Here is a 20272-nt window from a genome sequence, read left to right on the forward strand (position 1 = left end):
CGTTCTGGATCGGTCCGGTCACGACCATTCCTGACTTGCCGTCAGATCTGTAATCTGACAGGGCGTCAGGTTCATAGTCATGGGCGGAAGGGTGGAGCGGAACGATGCTCGGATCGACTCACGGCACCTTCACCACCGATCTCCGCGCCCGCGTGGTCGCCTGCGGCGAGCACTCCGGGGCGCCCGGGAACGCCGTGCACGGCTTCACCGCCGTCGAAGGCGACCTGGACGTCAGCGGGCGGCCGCTGCACGCTCCCGTGCCGGACCTGGACCGGTTCTTCCGGCCCGGGTCCGTCGCCGTCGTCGGGGCCTCCGACGCCGAGGGGCGGCCCAACACCGGGATCACACGGCAGCTGATCGCCTGGGCCGAGCGGGTCGGCGCCCGGCTCGTGCCCGTGCACCCGACCCGTACGACCGTCTTCGGCATCGACTGCGTGCCCTCCGTCGGCGCGCTCGCCGAGCCCGTCGACCTCGCCGTCCTGCTCGTGGCCGACCCGCTCCCGGTGATCGAGGAACTCAGCCAGGCGAAGGTGCGGTTCGCCGTCGCCTTCGCCTCCGGGTTCGCGGAGACCGGCGGCGACGGCGCCGCGGCGCAGGAACGTCTCGCCGACGCCGTGCGCCGCTCCGGGATGCGCCTCCTCGGCCCGAACACCAACCTCAACGCCTTCGAGCGCTTCCGCGACGACCTCGACGGGCCCGCGATCGCGCTCATCACCCAGTCCGGCCACCAGGGGCGGCCCGTCCACACCCTCCAGGAGCTGGGGGTACGGCTCTCCCACTGGGCGCCGACGGGCAACGAGGCCGACCTGGAGACCGCCGACTTCATCTCGTACTTCGCGACCCGCCCCGAGGTCGGGGCCATCGCCTGTTACGTCGAGGGCCTCAAGGACGGCCGCTCCTTCCTCCTCGCCGCCGACCGCGCCGCCCGCCAGGGCGTGCCCGTCGTCGCGGTCAAGGTCGGGCGGACGGAGACCGGCGCGCGGACGGCCGCCTCGCACACGGGCAAGCTGACCGGCGCGGACCAGGTCGTGGACGCGGCGATGCGGCAGTTCGGGGTGATCCGGGTCGACGGTCTCGACGAACTCCAGGACACCGCCGCGCTGCTGGCGCGGGCGCGCAAGCCGCTCGCCGACGGGGTGGTCGTGTACTCGATCTCCGGCGGGACCGGCGCGCACTTCTCCGACCTCGCCACCGCCGCCGGGCTGCGGCTGCCGACCCTGCCCCAGGCCAAACAGGACGAGCTCCACCAGTGGATACCGCCGTACCTGAACGTCGCCAACCCCGTGGACAACGGCGGGCACCCGGTGGGCGACTGGCGCGGGCGGAAGATCATCGACGCGATCCTCGCCGACCCGTCGGTCGGCGTCCTCATCTGCCCCATCACCGGCCCCTTCCCGCCCATGAGCGACAGGCTCGCGCAGGACCTGGTGGAGGCGGCCGAGGCCACCGACAAGCTGGTGTGCGTGGTGTGGGGTTCGCCGGTCGGGACGGAGGCGGCCTACCGCGAGACGCTGCTCGGCTCCTCGCGCGTCGCCACCTTCCGTACGTTCTCCAACTGCATCGGCGCCGTGAAGGCCTACCTCGACCACCACCGCTTCAGCACCGCCTACCGCTCCCCCTTCGACGAGGCCCCGCGCACGCCCTCGCCCTCCTTCCGCAAGGCCCAGGCGCTGATGCGGCCGGGCCGGCAGCTCAGCGAGCACGCGGCGAAGCAGCTGCTGCGGGCCTACGGGATCAGGGTGCCGCGCGAGCAGCTGGTGACGAGCGCGGCGGCGGCGGTCCGGGCGGCGGCGCTCGTCGGCTATCCGGTGGTGATGAAGGCGTCGGGCGCACAGCTCGCCCACAAGACGGAGCTGGGGCTCGTGAAGGTCGGGCTGACGTCGGCGAGCCAGGTGCGGGACGCGTACCGGGAGCTCACCGACATCGCCCGCTACGAGGGCGTCGACCTCGACGGGATCCTGGTCTGCCAGATGGTGGGGCGCGGTGTGGAGATGGTGGTGGGCGTGACCCGCGACCCGCTCTTCGGACCGACGGTCACGGTGGGCCTGGGGGGCGTCCTGGTCGAGGTCCTGAACGACGCGGCGGTGCGCGTGCCTCCGTTCGGCGAGGGCCAGGCCAGGAACATGCTCGGCGAACTGCGCGGGCAGGCCCTGCTGAAGGGCGTACGGGGGGCTCCGCCGGCGGACGTGGACGCTCTGGTGGAGGTCGTGCTGCGGGTGCAGCGGATGGCCCTCGAACTGGACGGCGACCTCGCCGAACTCGACATCAACCCGCTGATGGTGCTGCCACGGGGGCAGGGCGCGGTGGCGCTCGACGCGCTCGCGGTCTGCCGATAGGAGCCCTGAGCCGTGACGGATGACCTGCTGCACGCGGTCGAGAACGGCGTCTCGTGGATCACGCTCGACCGTCCCGAGGCGATGAACGCGGTCACCTGGGACCAGCGCGAGCGGATCATCGCGCTGCTCGGGGAGGCGTCCGCCGACCCGGACGTACGGGCGGTGGTGGTGACGGCCACCGGGCGGGGCTTCTGCGCGGGCGCGGATCTGCGGGGCGGGCCGCCGTCGGGCGAACGTGTGCCGGGGGACGTGGCACGGACGATCCGGCAGGGCGCGCAGCGCTTCATCGGGGCCGTACTGGACTGCGAGAAGCCGGTGATCGCGGCGGTGAACGGGACGGCGGCCGGGATCGGGGCGCATCTGGCGTTCGCGTGCGATCTGGTCCTGGCGGCCGAGTCGGCGACGTTCGTCGAGGTGTTCGTGCGCCGGGGTCTGGTGCCGGACGGCGGCGGGGCGTATCTGCTCCCGCGGCTGATCGGGCCGCAGCGGGCGAAGGAGCTGATGTTCTTCGGCGACGCGGTCTCGGCGCGGGAGGCCCGGGAGCTGGGCCTGGTGAACCGGGTCGTGCCGGCGGAGGAGCTGGAGAAGGCCGCGCGGGAGTGGGCGGAGCGCCTGGCCCAGGGCCCGACGCGGGCGCTGGCGCTCACCAAGCAACTGGTGAACGCCTCGCTCGACGCGGACCGTGCCACGTCCTTCGCGGCGGAGGCGGCGGCGCAGGAGATCAACATGACGACCCGGGACGCGAACGAGGGCGTGCGGAGCTTCGTGGAGCGCCGCACGCCCCGGTACGAGGGGCGCTGAGGCGGCCACGGGGGTTCTCATCTGACGATGCGTCAGGTTCAATGGACGGTGTGATGGGACATGCTGGGATGGCGGCCACCGCCGTCCGATACCTCAGGTCGGCCGGATCACCGACGGCCGTCGAACCGCATCCACGACCGCTGCTGCGGGCGGTACGGGAAGACGAGCGGCTGCCCGTCGACCCGGCCGAGTTCCGGCGCGTGCTGGGGCACTTCGCGAGCGGGGTCACCGTCGTGACGGCCCTCGATCCGGACGGGCCGACCGGGTTCGCCTGCCAGTCCTTCGCCTCGCTCTCCCTGGACCCGCCCCTGGTGGCCTTCATGGTCGCCCGTACGTCGACGACCTGGCCCCGGCTCGCCCGGGCCGGGGTCTTCTGCGTCAACGTCCTGGGCGCGGACCAGCGGGACCTCTGCCTGGGGTTCGCCAGGAGCGGCGCGGACAAGTTCGCGGGGGTGCCGTACGACGCCGCCCCGGCGACCGGCTCACCCCGCCTGACCGGCGCCCCGGCCTGGATCGACTGCACGATCGCCCAGGTCCACACAGGCGGCGACCACCTGATCGTGGTCGGCCGGGTGGAGGCCCTGGGCACCCCGGCCGACGACGACGGCGAACCACTGCTCTTCCACCGGGGCCGGTTCGGCCGCTTCGGCGGCTAGAGGCCGCGGGGGCCGGGGGCGTCAGGCGAGGCGTCAGGCGTCATGCCGTCGCCGCCGGCAGGCTCGCGGACTCGTTCCGGCGGCGGATGACCAGGGCCATCAGGGCCGCCGCCGCACACAGTGCGCCCGAGGCGTACCAGACCACGTCGTACGAGCCGAAGGCGTCCCGCGCCACTCCGCCCGCGAAGGCGACGACCGCCGCGCCCACCTGGTGGGAGGCGAGCACCCAGCCGAAGACGATCGCGCTGTCCTCCCCGTAGTGCTCGCGGCACAGGGCGATCGTCGGCGGAACCGTGGCCACCCAGTCCAGGCCGTAGAAGACGATGAAGAAGATCATCGGCGGGTGGACGGAGGGTGCGAGGAGCATCGGGAGGAAGAGCAGGGACACACCGCGCAGGGCGTAGTAGACCGCCAGCAGGCGCCGCGCCTCGAAGCGGTCCGTGAACCAGCCCGAGGCGATCGTGCCGACGACGTCGAAGACGCCGATCACGGCGAGGAGCGAGGCCGCCGCGGTGATCGGCATGCCGTGGTCGTGGGCGGCGGGCACGAAGTGGGTCTTGACGAGCCCGTTCGTCGAGGCGCCGCAGATCGCGAAGGTGCCGGCCAGGAGCCAGAAGGGTCCGGTGCGGGCCGCCTTGAGGAGGACGGTCACGGCCCGGCGGGCCGCGCCGGTGACCGGGGCGGGCTTCGGGACGAACTCGCCGCCGTACGGGGCGAGACCCACGTCCGCCGGGTGGTCGCGCAGCAGCAGCCAGACGAAGGGGACGACCGCGAGCGCGGAGAGCGCGACGGTGACCGCGGCCGGCCGCCAGCCCTCGTTCTCGACCAGCCAGGACAGCAGGGGCAGGAAGACCAGTTGGCCCGAGGCGCCGGCCGCCGTGAGGATGCCGGTGACGAGCCCGCGCCGGGCCGTGAACCAGCGGTTCGTCACCGTCGCCGCGAACGCCAGCGCCATCGAACCGCTGCCGAGGCCGACGAGGACGCCCCAGTACAGGACGAGTTGCCAGGAGGCGGTCATCCACACCGTCAGCAGCGAGCCGAGCGCGATGACGCTCAGCGCGACGGCGACGACCCGGCGGATGCCGAAGCGGTCCATCAGCGCGGCGGCGAACGGCGCCGTCAGGCCGTAGAGCGCGAGGTTCACGGAGACCGCGAAGCCGATCGTCCCGCGTGACCAGTCGAACTCGCCGTGAAGCGGTTCGATCAGCAGCCCCGGCAGTGAGGCGAAGGCCGCGGCGCCGATGATCGTGACGAAGGTGACGACCGCGACGAACCAGGCGCGGTGGACACGGGGGGTGCGGGAGGAGACGGGCGACGCGGGGGTCTCGGTTGTCTGGGTCACGCCACTCAGCTTCGTGGCCGGGAACCGCCCCCACCATTGGCCCGAATGACAGCTTTCGCAAGGATCGGGACATCAGCCCACCGCGGAGGCGCGGGCCCTCGTCCGCCGGTCCGTCGAGGCGGGGCATGATCGCGTCCGGGAATGCGCACCCGGGCCGCGGACTTGTAGCTGGTGCGCCGAGGAGTGGCGCTCCGCCTGCCTGCCGGCCTCGGCGAGTGGTCTGGATCGCAAAGGATTCTCTCGTGCCTCACCGTATCGCCGTACTCGCCCTGCCCGGCCTCCTCCCCTTCGAGCTGGGCATCGCCCACCGGATCTTCGGCCGTGCCAAGGACGCCGAGGGCCGGCCGCTCTACACGATCGTGACCTGCGCCCCGGCCGCGGGACCGGTCCAGACGGACGCGGACTTCGCGATCCACGTGGAACACGGCCCGGAGGCGCTCGCCACGGCGGACACGGTCGTCGTCCCCGCCTCGTACGAACTCGGCCCCGTCTACGACGAGGGCCGGCTGACCGACGAGCTGGCGGCGGCGCTCGGGCACATCCGGCCCGGGACGCGGCTCGTCTCCATCTGCACGGGTGGGTACGTGCTGGCCGCCGCCGGCTACCTCGACGGGCGGCCGGCCACCACGCACTGGGCCTCCGCCGCGCACTTCCAGCGGCTCTTCCCGAAGGTGCGGGTCGACGCCGACGTGCTCTTCGTCGACGACGGGGACGTGCTGACCTCGGCGGGCGTCGCCGCCGGGATCGACCTGTGCCTGCACATCGTGCGCCGGGACCACGGAAGCGCCGTCGCCAACGACGTGGCCCGCAGGACCGTCGTACCGCCGCACCGGCACGGCGGGCAGGCCCAGTACATCGAGCGGCCGCTCCCGGAGGCGGGGACGGCGACCACGACGTCGGCACGGGCCTGGGCGCTCGCCCATCTGCACGAGCCGATCCAGCTGCGGGACCTGGCGGTACGGGAGTCGATGAGCGTACGGACGTTCACGCGCCGCTTCCGGGAGGAGGTCGGCGTCAGCCCCGGCCAGTGGCTGACCCAGCAGCGGGTGGAACGCGCCCGCCACCTCCTGGAGTCCACGGACCTGGCGGTCGACCAGGTGGCGCGGGACGCGGGCTTCGGCACCCCCCAGTCCCTGCGCTCGCACCTCCAGGCGGCGATCGGCGTGACCCCGACGACCTACCGCCGCACGTTCCGGACGGGGGCCGCCTCGGGCGGGTGAGCGCGCGGCCGGTCCGCGCGCGATCGGTCGGTCCGCACGCAGTCGGTCCGTCCGCGCGCGGCCGGTCGGTCGGTCCGCGCGCGGTCGGTCGGTCGGTCCGCGCGCGGTCAGTCCGTCCGGGCGCGGTCGCGGCTCTCCAGGCCCGCCCCGGTGACCGGCGACGCGTCCGCCGGGGAACGCGGCGCGGCAGCGCGCACACGGCGCCGCTCGCCCACCGCGCCGATCGCCGTGAGCAGCAGGGTCAGGGCGACGCCCCACAGGATCGCCGTCGAGGGCGGGACGACCTTCAGCAGACCGCCCGCCAGGGAGCCGCTCGCCGCGTAACCGGCGCCCACGGCCGCGTACATCACCGAGTACCCGGCGGCCAGGGCGTTCGACGGGAGGATCTGGCGGAGCGCCAGGTTGCGCGTGAGCATGGCAGGGGCCTGGAGCAGCCCGGCGAGGACGAGGGCGAGGGCGATCGCGCCCGCCCACGGCAGGACCGCGACCAGCACGACGCCCGCCGAGACGCCGAGGATGAGGACCAGGCTCTGCACCGGCAGCGGGCCCGGCCAGCCGCCGCGGAGCCCGTACACGAACGCGCCGGCCGCCGAGCCGATCGAGAACCCGGCGAGCAGCGGGCCGGCCCAGCCGATCGCGATCCCGCGCTGTTCGAGGAGGGCGGGGAGGATCAGCTCGGCGAGGGCGAGGAGCGTCAGGCTCGCCGCGCCCGTCACGTACACCGGCCAGGCCCGTACGAGAACGCGCCGCATCGGTTCGCCGGGGCCCTCGGCGTCGTCCGCCGCCTTCCAGCCGTCGGGGAGCGCCCACAGGCCGGCGACGGAGGCGGCCATCAGGCCACCCGCGAGCAGCAGGGGGACGCCGGGACCGGCGCCGAGGGCCAGGCCCGTCGCGAGGGCGGGAGCGGCGGCCCAGATGGCGAAGGTCAGGACGGACTCCATGGAGAGCGCCTGGGTGACCGCCTTCTCCGGGACCATGCCGGTCAGGAGGGCCCGCATCCCGCCGGGCGCGGCGCCGGGACCGGCCCCCGCGAGGAAGGCGAGGGCGCCGAGGAGTGCGGGGTGCCCGGTCCCGGCGGGTACGAGGCCGAGACCGGCGAAGGCGAGGGCGCCCAACGCGAGCCCGGCGGCGAGCTGCGGCCGGGCCCGCTCGGCGTTCATCCGGATGCCGAGGACCGGGGCGGCGACGATCTCGCCGAGGACGTACGCGGCGGCGAGTACGGCTCCGAGGGTGTACCCGCCGGGCTGCTCACGCACCAGGAACACCAGGGCGAGCGGCGCCATCGCCACGGGCATCCGGGCCGCGACGGCGACGGCCGACCAGGCGATGACGGGGCGGATGACGAGGTCGCGGTAGGCCATGGCCACGACCGTAACGGCCGCCGCCCGACGGCCGACAGGGTCTGTCGGCCGGGGCGTCCGGCGGGCGTCGGCGGGGCGCCGGGGCTAGAAGGTCAGGACGCCCCGCGCGACCCTGCCCTGTTCCGCGTCCTCCGCCGCCTTCGCGAACTCCTCCACCGGGTAGGTGGCGGTGACGAGTTCGTCGAGGAGGAGACGGCCCTCGCGGTACAGCTCCGCGTAGAGGGCGATGTCCTTCTGCGGGCGCGAGGAGCCGTAGCGGCAGCCGAGGATCGACTTGTCCAGGAACATCGCGGCGGGCGCGAAGCTCGCCTCCGCGGTGGGGGCGGTCATGCCGAGGAGGACGGCCTGACCGTGGCGGTCGAGGAGGTCGATCGCCGTACGGACGAGGCCCGTGTGGCCTACGCACTCGAAGACGTGGTCGGCCCCGGTGGGCAGGATGTCGCGGACGGTCTCCGCCGAGTCGAGGAAGTGCGTGGCGCCGAAGCGGCGGGCGACCTCCTCCTTGGCCGGGTTGGTGTCGACGGCGACGATCGTGAGCGCGCCGGCGATCCGGGCGCCCTGGATGACGTTGAGCCCGATGCCGCCGGTCCCGATCACGACGACCGTCTCGCCGCGGTCGACCTTGGCGCGGTTGAGCACGGCGCCCACGCCGGTGAGGACGCCGCAGCCCATGAGGGCGGCGGAGGTGAGGGGGATGTCCTCGGGGATCTTCACGGCCTGGACGGCCCTGACGACGGTCCGCTCGGCGAAGGAGGAGTTGGAGGCGAACTGGAAGAGGGGGAGGCCTGTGCTGCCGCGCGAGAAGGGCTGCTTGGGCATGCCGATGGCCTTGCGGCACATGGTGGGGCGGCCGCGGTCGCAGTCGGCGCAGGCGCCGCAGTTGGCGAGCGTGGAGAGCGCGACGTGGTCGCCTTCGGCGACGTGGGTGACGCCGGGGCCGACGGCCTCGACGACGCCGGCGCCTTCGTGGCCGAGGACGACGGGGGCGGGGAAGGGGATGGTGCCGTCGAGGACGGCGAGATCGCTGTGGCAGAGCCCGGCGGCGCGGACGCCGACGAGGACTTCGCCGGGGCCGGGGTCGCGTACCACCAGGTCGTCGACGACCTGGACGTGCTTGCCGTCGTAGACGACGCCTCTCATGTGCGGCTCCTTGTCGTGGGCGGTGCGGTCGGGGGTGACCTGGAGGGTGGCCGGCCTTGCGGTGCGGGGCGGCTCGGTGCGGACGCGCCCGCAAGGGCGCCGTCCCGTGTCCCCACCCGTCCCGCCCTGCGGGACGATCGCCCACACGGGGGGGTGGGGGTGGGATTCCGGGCGAATGCCCACACCGGTGGCTACCGGTTCGGGCGGGTGCCTTCTGCTGCCGCCTGGGCCATTTCCTCCAGGCGGGTCAGGAGCGGCATCGGGTCCACTCCCACCGTTCCCGGCAGGAAGTCCGCGATGCGTTCCGGGGTCCACGGGCCCCCCTCCGCGTACCCCGCCCGCAGTTCCCTCGGCTGGGCCCAGACCGCGATCTTGGGGCCCGCGATCGTGTAGACCTGGCCGGTGATCCTCTCCTCGCGGGCCCGCTCCGAGAGCAGGTAGACGACCAGCGCCGCCACGTCCTCCGGCTCCCCGATCTCCTTCAGCTCCATCGGCACGTTGGCCGACATCCGCGTCCGCGCCACGGGCGCCACCGCGTTCGCCGTGACCCCGTACTTGTGCAGGCCCAGGGCCGCCGACCGGACCAGCGAGATGATCCCGCCCTTGGCCGCCGAGTAGTTCGCCTGCGCCACCGACCCCTGGTGGTTCCCGCTCGTGAAGCCGATCAGGGTCCCGGTGCGCTGCTTGCGCATCACCGCCGACGCCGCCCGGAAGACCGTGAACGTCCCCTTCAGGTGCGTCGCGACGACGGGGTCCCACTCCTCCTCGGCCATGTTGAAGAGCATCCGCTCGCGCAGGATCCCCGCCACGCACACGACCCCGTCGATCCGCCCGTACTCGGCGAGCGCGACGTCGACGATCCGCTGGCCGCCCGCCATCGTCGAGATGTCGTCGGCGACGGCGACGGCAGAACCGCCCGCCTCCTCGATCTCCTTCACCACCGACAGCGCGACCTCCGACGTCGGCTCCCCGCCCTCGATGGAGACCCCGTAGTCGTTGACGACGACCTTCGCCCCCTCCGCCGCGCACGCGAGAGCCACGGCGCGCCCGATTCCGCGCCCCGCGCCCGTCACCGCCACGACCTTGCCTGCCAAGAAGTTCCCCACGCCCGGCCCCTTCCCGCATTTTCTGACGGTCCGTTAGATTCGTTCGTCGACAGGATTCTACGGTCCGTCAGATGCAGGAAAACAAGACCCTGGAGGCCCCGATGTCAGTTACCTCGCAGCTACCCGCCGAGTTCCACGACATCGCCAAGCGCGTCAACAACTGGGGGCGTTGGGGCCGGGACGACGAGATCGGCACCCTCAACCTGATCACCGACGACGTCGTACGGGACGCCGTCGCGACCGTCCGCTCCGGCCACCGCGTCCCCCTCGCCCTCGACCTCACCCAGGACGGCGTGCAGACCGGGATGATCCCGGGCCGGGTCAATCCCCTCCACGTCATGGTCCAGATCAACCAGGAGCTCTTCGGCCCGGGCACGGTCGCCACCAGCGACGACGCCGTGACCCTCGGCCTCCAGGCGGCCACCCACTGGGACGCCCTCACCCACGTCTCGCACTCCGGCAAGATCTACAACGGCCGCCCCGCCTCCACCATCACCCCGCACGGCCGCTCCGAGTTCAGCGGCATCCACACCGCCCGCCACGTCGTCAGCCGCGGCGTCCTGCTCGACGTGGCCGCCGCCAAGGGTGTCGACCGGTTGCCGGGCGATCACGCCGTCACCCCCGAAGACCTCGACGAAGCCGCCGAATTCGGCCGTGTCACCGTCCGGGCCGGCGACATCGTCCTCGTACGGACGGGGCAGATACGGCAGTACCTCGCCGGGGACAAGCACGCCTACGCGTTCCCCTCCCCCGGCCTCTCCCTCCGTACGCCCGAGTGGTTCCACGCCCGCGACGTCGCCGCCGTCGCCAACGACACGCTCACCTTCGAGATCTTCCCGCCCGAGGTCGAGAACCTCTGGCTGCCCGTGCACGCCCTCGATCTCGTCGAGATGGGCATGCTCCAAGGGCAGAACTGGAACCTGGAAGGTCTGTCCACAGCCTGTGCACAGCGCGGGCAGTACGCGTTCCTGCTCTCCGCGATGCCGGAGCCCTTCGTGGGCGGTACGGGCACACCGGTGGCCCCGGTGGCGATCCTCTGAACCGTGGAAGCCGCGGGCGACGGACGCCGTGGGCGGCTGATGACGCACGCATCGGACGTCGTCAGCAGAGACAGTCATACGCGGGTGGCGGCGCACTCGCGCGCGCCCCGAGCACGGCACGGCCGCCGCCACCCAAGACACGACCCGCACTCGTCGAGGGCGGCATCGCGCCCTCGTCGTCCCCTCACGTCGAATCGCTCACCCTAGAGTGAACAAAACGCCACGAACCGTCAACAGTGCACCGGGGCGGCGGGCGTGGCCGGCGAGGCCTCCGAGGCCTTCACCACTCCCCGGTCCACCTCGCACCAGATGCTCTTGCCGGCCCCCTCACGCTGCCAGCCCCACCGGTCGGCCAGACCGTCCACCAGCTCCAGGCCCCGCCCGTTGGTGTCCTCGCCCTGCGCGTGGCGCGGCATCGGCGGCCGGTCGCTGGAGTCGGCGACCTCCACCCGTACCGTCCCTGCCTCCGGGCAGCCCGCGCCGAACAGCATCCGCAGCACGGCCGGACAGCCCGTGTGGACCACCGCGTTGGTCACGAGTTCGGAGATGAGCAGCACCAGCGTCTCGGCCAGCGGCTCGTCATCCTCTATGCCCGATCCGGCGAGCCTCGAACGCGCCCAGCGCCGGGCGCGCCCCACCTCCGCCGGGTCCGGCCCGACCTCCAACTGAACCTGAAGCACCTGCACCGTTCACACCATCCGAACCGGCGGACACATCGCCTCGCGCCTCACAGCCATCGACGCCCTCACGGAACGTGATTCCCTTGTGAGACAGCATGGTTGACGTACAGTCACCGCAACAAGCGCTTCGGGCATATTCCAGCGCGAAGGAGTACGCATGGTCCATACTGTGCGACGCACGCTGCGGGGAGTCGAACAGGAGGGCGCCCAGCGCCTCCACGGGGTACGAACGGCGGGCATCGCCCGGTCCGGGGCCGCCGTTTCGGCGACACCGGGACGATCCGGGCTCACAACCACTCGCATCCCACGGAGAGTACCGGAGCGGGACCCCGACTCCGGGCCGTGACGGCCCGCCCGAAGGACACAACCCGATATCGACGCTCCGTGAGCGCCCACCCACGCCGCGCCTACAGGCCGAGCGCCTCCACCTCCTCCGCCCGCGCCCGCGTGAGGCCGCGCTCGGCCCTCACCCAGGCCCGTTTGAGGTGCAGATGCACGTCCGCCTCCCAGGTGAAGCCCATGCCGCCGTGCACCTGGAGGCAGTCCCGCGCGCAGTCGACGGCCGCCTCGTCGGCGAGCAGCTTGGCGCCGGCGATCTCGACGGGATCGCCCGTGACGGCGGCGGCGTATACGGCGGCGCGGGCGACCTCCGTGCGCACGAGCATCTGCGCGCAGAGATGCTTGACGGCCTGGAACGCCCCGATGGCCTGCCCGAACTGGACGCGCGTCCGCGCGTGGGCGACGGCCGTCTCGGTGGTCCGAGCGGCACTCCCCACCTGCTCGGCAGCGGTGAGCAGCGCGACCTCCGGCCACGACACCGGACGGCGCCCGCGCGGGCGCGTTCCGCCCGTGCCCCCCACGCCGCCTGCGCTCCCCGCGCCCACGGCCGCCCCTCCCACCGGGCCCGGCACGCGATGCAGTGGCGTCAGCGGATCCACCGACCGCACGGGCACCGCCCCCGTCACATCACCGAGCACCACGTCCGCCTCGTCGAGCCACTCCACCAAGCCGCCGTCGACCGCCGTCACCACCACCTCCCCCTCCGCGGCCCCGTCCACCGACCCCGCCGCCAGGTGCGTCGCCGCCAACGGCCCCGGCAACAGCGCCCGTCCCGCCTCCTCGAAGACGAGCACCGCCTCGGGCAGCCCGAGGCCCACGCCTCCCTCCGCCTCCGGCAGCCGGAGCGCGAAGAACCCGGCGGCGCCCAGCTCACGCCAGAGCGCCCGGTCGAGCGTGCCGCCCGCGTCCACCGCGGCCCGCATCGCCTCCCGGCCGAAGCGGCCGGCGAGCAGCTCCCGTACCCCCGTCTTCAGCGCCTTCTGGTCGTCCGTCAGCCGGAAGTCCACGAGACCACCACCCCTCACCGACCCTTCGGCAGGCCGAGTATCCGCTCGGCGACGATGTTCGACTGGATCTGCGACGTACCGGCCGCGATCGTGTACGACAGCGAGGAGAGCCGGTCCAGGTTCCACTCGCGGCCGAGGTCGAGCGCGTCCGGCCCGAGGACGGCGGCCGCCGCGTCGTACAGCTCCTGGCGCGCGTGCGAGTACCGCAGCTTGAAGACCGAGCCGCCGATCCCCGGCACGCCGCCCGTCGCCTCCGCCTCGCTGACGTTCCACTGGGTCAGCCGCCACAGCGCCCGGAACTCGGCGCTCAGCCGCCCGAGCCGCCTCCGCACCCCCGGGTCGTCCCAGGTGCCGTTCTTCCGCGCCGCCCCGGCGAGTTCGCCCAGCACGCGCCGGCACGCGACGACCTCGCCGACGAACGCCGTACCGCGCTCGAAGGAGAGGGTCACCATCGTCACGCGCCAGCCGTCGTTCTCCTCCCCGACCCGGTTGGCGACCGGTACGCGCACCTCGTCGAGGAACATCTCCGCGAACTCCGTCGACCCGGCGAGCGTCCGCAGCGGCCGTACGGTGATCCCGGGCGCGTCCATGGGCATCGCGAGCCAGCTGATCCCCCGGTGCTTCGAGGGCGCGTCCGGGTCCGTCCGTACGAGCAGCTCGCACCAGTCGGCGACCTCGGCGTGCGAGGTCCATATCTTCGAGCCGGAGACCACGTACGTGTCCCCGTCCCGCACCGCCCGCGTCCGCAGCCCGGCCAGGTCGGATCCGGCGTCGGGCTCGCTGAACCCCTGGCACCAGACCTCGTCGCCGCGCAGCACGGGCGGCAGCCAGCGCTCCCGCTGCCCGGGCGTCCCCTCGGCGGCGATCGTCGGCCCCGCGTGCAGCAGTCCGACGAAGTTCGCGCCGACGTACGGGGCTCCGGCGCGCTCGGTCTCCTCCAGGAAGATCAGCCGCTGCGTCGGGGAGGCGTCCCAGTGCACGTCCGCGTACCCGGCGTCGTACAGCCGCCGCTGCCATCCGCAGTCGTACGCCCGCCGTCCCGGCCAGTCCAGCGGATCGGGCTTGGGCGGCAGCGCCGGCAGGACCCGGGCGAGCCATTCCCGCAGCCGCGCCCGGAACTCCTCCTGGGCCGCGCCGTCCGCGAGGTCCATCAGACGATGCCCAGGTCCAGCATGCGGATGGCGTTGCCGCGCATCAGCTTGTAGACCGTCTCGCCGTCGAGTCCCTTGACGTGGTCGAGGGCGACTTCCTTGGTGTGCGGGAACGTGGAGTCGACGTGCGGGTAGTCGGTCTCGAAGGTGGCGTTGTCGCGGCCGACGACGTCGAGCGAGGCGATGCCGTGCTTGTCGCGGAAGAAGCAGCAGAAGATCTGCCGGTAGTAGTACGAGGACGGGGGCTCGGGGATGAGGTCCCTGACCCCGCCCCATGCCCGGTGCTCCTCCCACACGTCGTCGGCGCGTTCCAGGGCGTACGGGATCCAGCCCATCTGGCCCTCGCTGTAGGCGAGCTTGAGCCGGGGGAACTTCACCAGCACCCCGCTGAAGAGGAAGTCCATCATCGAGGCCATGGCGTTGTTGAAGCTGAGGGAGGCCTGGACGGCGGGCGGGGCGTCGGGGGAGGCGGCGGGCATCTGGCTGCTGGAGCCGATGTGCATGTTGACGACGGTCCCGGTCTCCTGACAGACGGCGAAGAACGGGTCCCAGTGGCCGGAGTGGATCGACGGGAGCCCCAGATAGGTGGGGATCTCCGAGAAGGTGACCGCCTTGACGCCGCGTGCGGCGTTTCGCCGGATCTCGGCGACGGCGAGGTCGATGTCCCAGAGCGGGATGATGCAGAGCGGGATGAGCCGGCCGCCGCTGTCGCCGCACCACTCCTCGACCATCCAGTCGTTGTAGGCGCGGACGCAGGCGAGGGCGACCTCCTTGTCCTTGGCCTCGGCGAAGGTCTGTCCGCAGAACCGCGGGAAGGTCGGGAAGCAGAGGCTGGCCTCGACGTGGTTGAGGTCCATGTCCCTGAGCCGCTCGACCGGGTCCCAGCAGCCGCGGCGCATCTCCTCGCGGGTGATGCCCTCCAGGGTCATCTCGTCGCGGTCGAAGCCGACGGCGGCGATGTTCCGCTTGTACGGGAACTTGAGGTCCTCGTAGATCCACCAGTCGGTCGGCGGACCGTCCGGGTCCATCGTGATCTGGTACTTGCCCCCGACGTAGGCGAGCTCCCCGATCCCGGCGGTCAGCGGCTGCGGCCCGCGGTCGCGGTACCTGGCCGGCAGCCAGGTCTTGAAGAGGTGGGCCGGTTCGATCACATGGTCGTCGACGCTGATGATCCGTGGAAGTTCCGTCATGAGACCCTCTCCCGTTCCCGCATTTTCTGATGACCCGTCAGATACCGATCGGTCTCAGGCTATCCCCCGCCCCCTGGACCGACAAGCAGCGTGCCTCTACGCTCTCCAGGCAATCTGACTGCCCGTCAGTTACGGACGGAGAGGGGAACGTCGTGACCGACACCGCACACACCCTGGGCACCTCCCGCACCCTCTGGGAGCTCGTCGAGCGGCGGGCCGCGCTCACGCCCGACCGGCCCGTCCTCCTCCAGGGGGACCGCGTCCTGACCTTCGGCGAGCTGCGCGAACGTGCCAAGCGGTGCGCCGCCGGGCTGTACGGGCGGGGCGTGCGGCCGGGCACGGTCGTGGCCTGGCAGCTGCCCACCCGGATCGAGACGGCGGTGCTCTCCTTCGCGCTCGCCCGCATCGGCGCCGTGCAGTCCCCGGTGATCCCCTTCTACCGGGACCGCGAGGTCGGCTTCGCGCTGCGCGAGTCGAAGGCCGAGTTCTTCGCCGTACCGGGCGTGTGGCGCGGCTTCGACCACACGGAGATGGCCCGCCGCCTCGGCGCGCGCGGGGTCTTCGAGGCGTACGACTCCCTTCCCGACGGGGACCCGGCCGTCCTGCCGCCCCCGCCGGCCGACGGGACGGGCGTGCGGTGGATCTACTGGACCTCCGGCACGACCTCCGACCCCAAGGGGGTCCTGCACACCGACCGCTCGCTCATCGCGGGCGGCTCCTGTCTCGCCCACGCGCTGCACCTGACCGCGGACGACGTCGGCTCGATGGCCTTCCCGTACGCGCACATCGCCGGGCCCGACTACACGGTGATGCTCCTGCTGTACGGATTCCCGGCGGTGATGTTCGAACAGTTCGCGCTGCCCGAGGCGCTGGCGGAGTACCGCAGACACGGGGTGACCGTGGCGGGCGGTTCCACCGCCTTCTACTCGATGTTCCTCGCCGAGCAGCGCAAGCAGCCCGGGCGGAAGCTGATACCGAGCCTGCGGCTGCTCGCGGGCGGCGGGGCGCCCAAGCCGCCGGAGATCTACCACGCCGTCGTACGGGAGATGGGCTGCCAGCTCACCCACGGGTACGGCATGACCGAGGTCCCGATGATCACGATGGGCTCTCCGGACGACACGGTGGAGAACCTGGCGACCACCGAGGGCCGGCCGCCCGCGGGCATGGAGATACGGATCGCCGACGGCGGGGAGGTCCGGCTGCGCGGCGAGGCCGTCTGCCAGGGCTATCTGGACCCGGCGCAGAGCGCCGCAGCCTTCGACGAGGACGGCTTCCTGATCACCGGAGACGTGGGCCATGTGACCGCGAGCGGACATCTCGTGCTGACCGGACGGATCAAGGACATCATCATCCGCAAGGGCGAGAACATCTCCGCCAAGGAGATCGAGGACCTCCTCCACCTGCATCCGGCGGTCGGCGACGCGGCCGTCATCGGCCTTCCGGACCCGGACCGCGGCGAACGCGTCTGCGCGGTGGTCGAGCAGCCGCCGGGCGCGGGCCCGCTGACCCTGGCGGGGATCACCGCGTTCCTGCGCGAGCAGGGGCTCTCCGTCCACAAGCTGCCGGAGCAGCTGGAGGTGGTGGAGGCCCTGCCCCGCAACGACGCCCTGCGGAAGGTGCTGAAGTACAAGCTCCGCGAGCGGTACTCCGGCGCCGCCACCTCGTGAGCGCCCCCGTGAGGGGCCGCTTCGGGCCTACTCCGTCATGAAGTAGCGGGCGAACGCCGTCACCGCCTGCTCCTCGTCGACCGCGCCCGAGGCGACGGTGGGCAGCTTGCGGGCACCCAGCGCGGCGCCGACGGGGGCGATGCCGAGGGCCAGCAGGGCTCGTTCCACGTCGGCGGGGGTCGTGGCGATGGCGAGGACGGCGTGCAGGAAGGGCCGAGCGATCTCGGCGAAGCGGTCGGGGTGGTCGTGCAGGCGTTTCGCCGCGCCGCCGGCGAACTCCTCGCGGCTGACCTTCTGGTCGCCGTCGATGTCGGCGATCCCCGCCATGCCCTGCCAGAAGGCCTCGGCGCCGTCGGCGAGCGCCTGGCCCCGGTCTGAGCGGAAGGACACGTCGAACTCCGCCAGGACACGTTTCGCCGCCGTACTGAAGTCCTCGCGCGAGATGGTCCCGTCGCCGTCCTGGTCGAAGGCGGCGAAACGGGCGGCGATCCGGCGCTGGTAGACCTCTCCGGGTCCCTGCTCGGGTTCCATGGGCTCCATTCCGGGAGGGTACGACGAGAGGGGCCGCCGTGCCGAGGGGGCGGCGGGGCGGGCGGACGCGGGCGGCAGGCCGGGCGGCACGGGTGTCGGGCCGGGCGGCACGGGTGTCGGGCCGGGCGGCGCGGGTGTGCCGGAAGTCGTCCGAGGCGGGCCCTAGGCGGAGAGCGGCTGGGCCTCGTCGTCGACGGCGGCCTCCGCGTCGCCGTACACGTCGAAGAGGCGGCGCACGCCCAGCGCGGCGAGGACCCGGTTGACGTGCGAGGCGTCCTCCGAGCCCCGCGCGGGCAGCACGACGCGCAGCCGGCCGCGGCAGGAGCGCATCAGACGGCGCGAGGCGATGAGCACGCCCACCCCGCTGGAGTCGCAGAAGAGCACGCCCGAGAGGTCGAGGACCACGTCGTGGCGTCCGCCCGCGACGGCGTCGTGAACGCGTCTCCTGACCAGGGGCGAACTCAGCAGATCCAGCTCCCCGCGGATCCGCAGGACGGTCCAGGGGCCCTGCTCGTCTTCGTCGACGTCGAGGTTCACGCGATCGCGCCCTTCAAGCGGAAGCAGTCGTTCAAGCGGAGGCAGTCGTTCCCGTGCCCTCCCGCTGCCCAGGCGCGGCGGCCCGAAACCCCTCGTCCGGTGGATGACGCTTTCCTTACCATCCGGTCCCTCCCTGGGGGCGTAGTTGTCCCAAAGCGGAGTGCGCCGTCGGACGGGCCACTACTTTGGACGGAGAACTCGGGTCGGGAGGGCCACGGAAGAGCACCGGAGGGTCGACGCATGGCGAAGGACACACCACCGCGCTGGGACCGCAGGATGCAGCAGCGGCTGGCGCGCGGTGAGGCCGCCGCGCTCGGCGAGCTCTACGACCGGTTCGCCTCGCTGGTGCACAGCCTCGCCCACCGGGTCCTGGACGACGACAGGGCCGCCGACCAGGTCACCCGCGAGGTCTTCGGCTACATCTGGGAGAACCCCGACGCCTACGACCCCAAGCAGGGCAACATGCGCTCGTGGGTCGCCAGGCTGACCCAGCGGCAGGCCGTGCACCGGCTGCGGGAGACCGAGGCCACCGCCTTCGCGGAGACCGGCGAGGGGTCGGCGGAGGAGCTGGAGCAGAAGGTCCGCCAGGCCTCGGTCGCCGCCCGCGCCGACTACATCGTGACGTCGATGCCCGCGCCGCTGCGGGCCGCCCTGGAGTTGGCGTACTTCCAGCGGCGCGACTACCGCCAGACCGCCGCGGATCTCGGGGTGACCGAGGACGAGGCGCGGCGCCGGCTGCGGCTCGGGCTGCAGCTGCTGTCCACGGCGAACACCCGCCCGCTGGAGGGGTCCTCGCCGCCCGGTTACGGACGCTCTCTGTGAACGGGCCCGACGACACGCCCGACGGCGTGGCGCGCGCTCCCCGGATACCGGGACCGCGCGCCGCGGCGGACGACCACGCGGACCTGACCGGGGACGTCGCCGTGACCACGCCCGAGCCGGCCGGGGAACCCGAACCCGCTCAGGCGCCCGCGCCCGCACCGCCTCCCCCGACACAGACACCGACACAGACGCCGACACCGATGCCGACGCCACCGGCACCGCCGCCGCACAGCGTGCTCAAGTCCCTCCTCGGGGCATGGGCGCTGTCGGCGTGCTCGCCGGAGGAGACACAGGCGGTCGAGGACCATCTGACCGTGTGCGCCCCGTGCGCCGACGAGGCGCTGCGGCTGCGGGACGCGGTAGGTCTGCTCCACTCCGAGCGTGACCTGGACCTCGACCCGCTGCTGCGCTCCCGGGTCCTGGAGAACTGCCTGGGGCGCCGTCCCGCCCGTATCCCCGTGCCCGCCTGGGCGGCTCCGTACGACGCGGAGACCGCCCGGCTCGACGCGCTGCTGCGGGACATCGGCGAATCGGAATGGCACGCGCCGGTACGCCTGAAGTGGTTCGAGGGCGAGCGGGGCGTGAGCCGCCGGACGACCGTGGCCGGGGTGATCGGCCATCTGCTGACGGTGGACGGCCTGGTCGCCACCTCGCTCGGCCTGGACGACCCGCTCGGCCCGAGGGCGACGGAGGTGTCGCCGCAGGAGCGTACGGAGGCGTACTGGCAGGGCTCGTACCACCCGCCGACGCGCGGGGTCCGCGAGCCGTGGCGCGAGCAGAGCCACACGCTCATCCGCACGGTGTCGTTCGCGGGGCGGGGCGTGGCCGACCTGACCGTGACGTACGGCGACTTCGCGCTGCCGATGCGGGACTCGCTCCTCGAGCGGGCCTTCGAGTGCTGGGTGCACGCGGACGACATCGCGAACGCGGTGGCGTATCCGTACGAGCCGCCCAGCGGAGCGCATCTGCACGGCATGATCGACCTGGCGGCGCGCCTGCTCCCGGCGGCCCTGGCCGGCCGGCGCCGCGCGGGCCTGGCCTCCCCGCCGCGGCAGCTGGTCGCGGCGGGCGCGCCGGGCCGCTCGCTCCATCTGGAGGTCGAGGGCTCGGGCGGCGGTCACTGGTACATCGCCCTGGACTCCCCGGCGGCCGTCGGCTCCCCGGACCACGCGGTGGCCCAGGTGGCGATGGACGGCGTGGAGTTCTGCCAGCTCGTGGCGGGCCACGTCCCGCCCGAGGAGGCGGCGGCCGGCCAGGACGGCGACCGCGAGGCGATCCGTGACGTCCTGTTCGCGGCGGCCGGCCTGAGCCGCCTCTAGCGGGGCCGGCCGCCTCCGGCGGGGCCG

18 protein-coding genes are annotated in these 20272 nt (G+C 73.0%); 8 read left to right on the forward strand and 10 right to left on the reverse strand.

What is annotated here, in order from left to right; all coding sequences use genetic code 11:
* Positions 1-104 precede the first annotated feature (104 nt).
* From ACZ3IJ_RS19635 to ACZ3IJ_RS19645, 3 genes are all read left to right on the forward strand, one after another.
* On the forward strand, positions 105-2336 hold the full coding sequence (locus tag ACZ3IJ_RS19635) for an acetate--CoA ligase family protein (RefSeq protein WP_467469807.1): 2232 nt from the start codon (positions 105-107) through the stop codon (positions 2334-2336).
* A 12-nt stretch (positions 2337-2348) separates the two neighbouring features.
* Positions 2349-3137 carry an enoyl-CoA hydratase/isomerase family protein gene (locus tag ACZ3IJ_RS19640; RefSeq protein WP_467469809.1) on the forward strand — a complete coding sequence of 263 codons (789 nt, stop codon included), beginning with the start codon at positions 2349-2351 and terminating at the stop codon, positions 3135-3137.
* Positions 3138-3205: 68 nt separating this feature from the next.
* Positions 3206-3793 (forward strand): flavin reductase family protein, encoded by a 588-nt coding sequence (locus ACZ3IJ_RS19645; RefSeq protein ID WP_391800537.1) that lies wholly within the window; start codon positions 3206-3208, stop codon positions 3791-3793.
* Between the two features lie 40 nt (positions 3794-3833).
* On the opposite strand, the gene ACZ3IJ_RS19650 is transcribed toward ACZ3IJ_RS19645, so the two are convergent.
* Complete coding sequence (locus ACZ3IJ_RS19650) at positions 3834-5135, reverse strand: MFS transporter (RefSeq protein ID WP_467469811.1); 1302 nt, start codon at positions 5133-5135, stop codon at positions 3834-3836.
* 242 nt (positions 5136-5377) lie between these two features.
* On the opposite strand from ACZ3IJ_RS19650, the gene ACZ3IJ_RS19655 reads away from it, so the two are divergent.
* Positions 5378-6355, forward strand: coding sequence for a GlxA family transcriptional regulator (locus ACZ3IJ_RS19655; RefSeq protein WP_467469813.1), 978 nt, complete (start codon positions 5378-5380; stop codon positions 6353-6355).
* A gap of 107 nt (positions 6356-6462) precedes the next feature.
* Here ACZ3IJ_RS19655 and ACZ3IJ_RS19660 read toward each other — a convergent pair whose 3' ends face one another.
* The 3 genes from ACZ3IJ_RS19660 to ACZ3IJ_RS19670 all read right to left on the reverse strand — a co-directional run bounded on the left by ACZ3IJ_RS19660 (position 6463) and on the right by ACZ3IJ_RS19670 (position 9962).
* Positions 6463-7716: an MFS transporter gene (locus tag ACZ3IJ_RS19660; RefSeq protein WP_467469815.1), complete on the reverse strand. Its 1254-nt coding sequence runs from the start codon at positions 7714-7716 to the stop codon at positions 6463-6465.
* 84 nt (positions 7717-7800) lie between these two features.
* A complete protein-coding gene (locus ACZ3IJ_RS19665; protein WP_467469817.1) occupies positions 7801-8856 on the reverse strand; it encodes a Zn-dependent alcohol dehydrogenase in 1056 nt (351 codons plus the stop codon).
* Between the two features lie 191 nt (positions 8857-9047).
* Positions 9048-9962, reverse strand: a complete 915-nt coding sequence (locus ACZ3IJ_RS19670) for an SDR family NAD(P)-dependent oxidoreductase (protein ID WP_467469819.1) — start codon at positions 9960-9962, stop codon at positions 9048-9050.
* 71 nt (positions 9963-10033) lie between these two features.
* Here ACZ3IJ_RS19670 and ACZ3IJ_RS19675 point away from each other — a divergent pair, with 71 nt between their 5' ends.
* Positions 10034-11002: a cyclase family protein gene (locus ACZ3IJ_RS19675; RefSeq protein ID WP_467469821.1), complete on the forward strand. Its 969-nt coding sequence runs from the start codon at positions 10034-10036 to the stop codon at positions 11000-11002.
* A 230-nt stretch (positions 11003-11232) separates the two neighbouring features.
* Here ACZ3IJ_RS19675 and ACZ3IJ_RS19680 read toward each other — a convergent pair whose 3' ends face one another.
* The 4 genes from ACZ3IJ_RS19680 to ACZ3IJ_RS19695 form a co-directional block, all read right to left on the reverse strand.
* Positions 11233-11688 carry an ATP-binding protein gene (locus ACZ3IJ_RS19680; RefSeq protein ID WP_467469823.1) on the reverse strand — a complete coding sequence of 152 codons (456 nt, stop codon included), beginning with the start codon at positions 11686-11688 and terminating at the stop codon, positions 11233-11235.
* A gap of 401 nt (positions 11689-12089) precedes the next feature.
* Positions 12090-13028 (reverse strand): acyl-CoA dehydrogenase family protein, encoded by a 939-nt coding sequence (locus tag ACZ3IJ_RS19685; protein WP_467469825.1) that lies wholly within the window; start codon positions 13026-13028, stop codon positions 12090-12092.
* Between the two features lie 14 nt (positions 13029-13042).
* Positions 13043-14179, reverse strand: a complete 1137-nt coding sequence (locus ACZ3IJ_RS19690) for an acyl-CoA dehydrogenase family protein (protein WP_467469827.1) — start codon at positions 14177-14179, stop codon at positions 13043-13045.
* Positions 14179-15369, reverse strand: coding sequence for an amidohydrolase family protein (locus tag ACZ3IJ_RS19695; RefSeq protein ID WP_467469829.1), 1191 nt, complete (start codon positions 15367-15369; stop codon positions 14179-14181). Before ACZ3IJ_RS19695 ends, ACZ3IJ_RS19690 begins: the two co-directional genes overlap by 1 nt.
* A 152-nt stretch (positions 15370-15521) precedes the next feature.
* Here ACZ3IJ_RS19695 and ACZ3IJ_RS19700 point away from each other — a divergent pair, with 152 nt between their 5' ends.
* Positions 15522-17036 (forward strand): class I adenylate-forming enzyme family protein, encoded by a 1515-nt coding sequence (locus tag ACZ3IJ_RS19700; RefSeq protein WP_467469831.1) that lies wholly within the window; start codon positions 15522-15524, stop codon positions 17034-17036.
* Between the two features lie 27 nt (positions 17037-17063).
* Here ACZ3IJ_RS19700 and ACZ3IJ_RS19705 read toward each other — a convergent pair whose 3' ends face one another.
* Positions 17064-17576, reverse strand: coding sequence for an EF-hand domain-containing protein (locus ACZ3IJ_RS19705; RefSeq protein ID WP_467469835.1), 513 nt, complete (start codon positions 17574-17576; stop codon positions 17064-17066).
* A gap of 153 nt (positions 17577-17729) precedes the next feature.
* Complete coding sequence (locus tag ACZ3IJ_RS19710) at positions 17730-18104, reverse strand: STAS domain-containing protein (RefSeq protein WP_352188791.1); 375 nt, start codon at positions 18102-18104, stop codon at positions 17730-17732.
* A gap of 240 nt (positions 18105-18344) precedes the next feature.
* Here ACZ3IJ_RS19710 and ACZ3IJ_RS19715 point away from each other — a divergent pair, with 240 nt between their 5' ends.
* On the forward strand, positions 18345-18926 hold the full coding sequence (locus tag ACZ3IJ_RS19715; RefSeq protein ID WP_391800454.1) for a sigma-70 family RNA polymerase sigma factor: 582 nt from the start codon (positions 18345-18347) through the stop codon (positions 18924-18926).
* On the forward strand, positions 18923-20245 hold the full coding sequence (locus ACZ3IJ_RS19720; protein ID WP_467469838.1) for a zf-HC2 domain-containing protein: 1323 nt from the start codon (positions 18923-18925) through the stop codon (positions 20243-20245). The genes ACZ3IJ_RS19715 and ACZ3IJ_RS19720 overlap by 4 nt, the downstream gene beginning before the upstream one ends.
* Positions 20246-20272: the final 27 nt, after the last annotated feature.

It is taken from the genome of Streptomyces sp. NPDC013317 (assembly GCF_055563155.1).